This window comes from Halorubrum tibetense, assembly GCF_042661865.1.
Taxonomy (GTDB): Archaea; Halobacteriota; Halobacteria; order Halobacteriales; family Haloferacaceae; genus Halorubrum; species Halorubrum tibetense.
The window spans coordinates 1-524 of record NZ_JBHSWW010000734.1 but is presented as its reverse complement, the minus strand read 5'-3'; the positions used below and the strand labels follow the sequence as shown (position 1 = coordinate 524).

The 524-nt window shown below is 49.6% G+C and carries 1 protein-coding gene; it reads left to right on the top strand.

All coding sequences use genetic code 11. The annotated features are described in order from the left end of the window. The coding region (locus ACFQEU_RS18015; RefSeq protein WP_379784398.1) for an ABC transporter ATP-binding protein at positions 1 to 524 on the top strand (524 nt) is incomplete at both ends.

Below are 524 nucleotides of genomic sequence, written 5' to 3'. Positions count from 1 at the left end.
TGAAAGCCCTCAACAATATAAATTTAGATATAAAGAAGGGCGAAATTTTTGCCTTACTCGGCCCCAATGGTGCGGGTAAAACAACATTGATTAGCACCATTTGTGGCATCGTCAACCCAACCGATGGCGAAATCACCGCCAATGGCCACAATGTTGTTACCAATTTTCGCGCGGCCAGAAGCTGTATTGGCCTAGTACCACAAGAAATAAGCACCGATGCCTTCGAAAGTGTGTACGCAACGGTTAGCTTTAGCCGAGGCCTGTTTGGCAAACCTGCCAACCCCGCGTATATAGAATCCATTTTACGTCAACTGTCACTCTGGGATAAACGCGACGCTAAAATCATGGCATTATCTGGCGGCATGAAACGGCGCGTGATGATTGCCAAGGCACTATCCCACGAACCCGATATCTTATTTTTAGACGAGCCCACCGCCGGCGTGGACGTCGAACTGAGACAAGATATGTGGGCCATGGTAAAGGGCCTGCGAGCCCGTGGCGCCACCATTATTCTCACCACACAC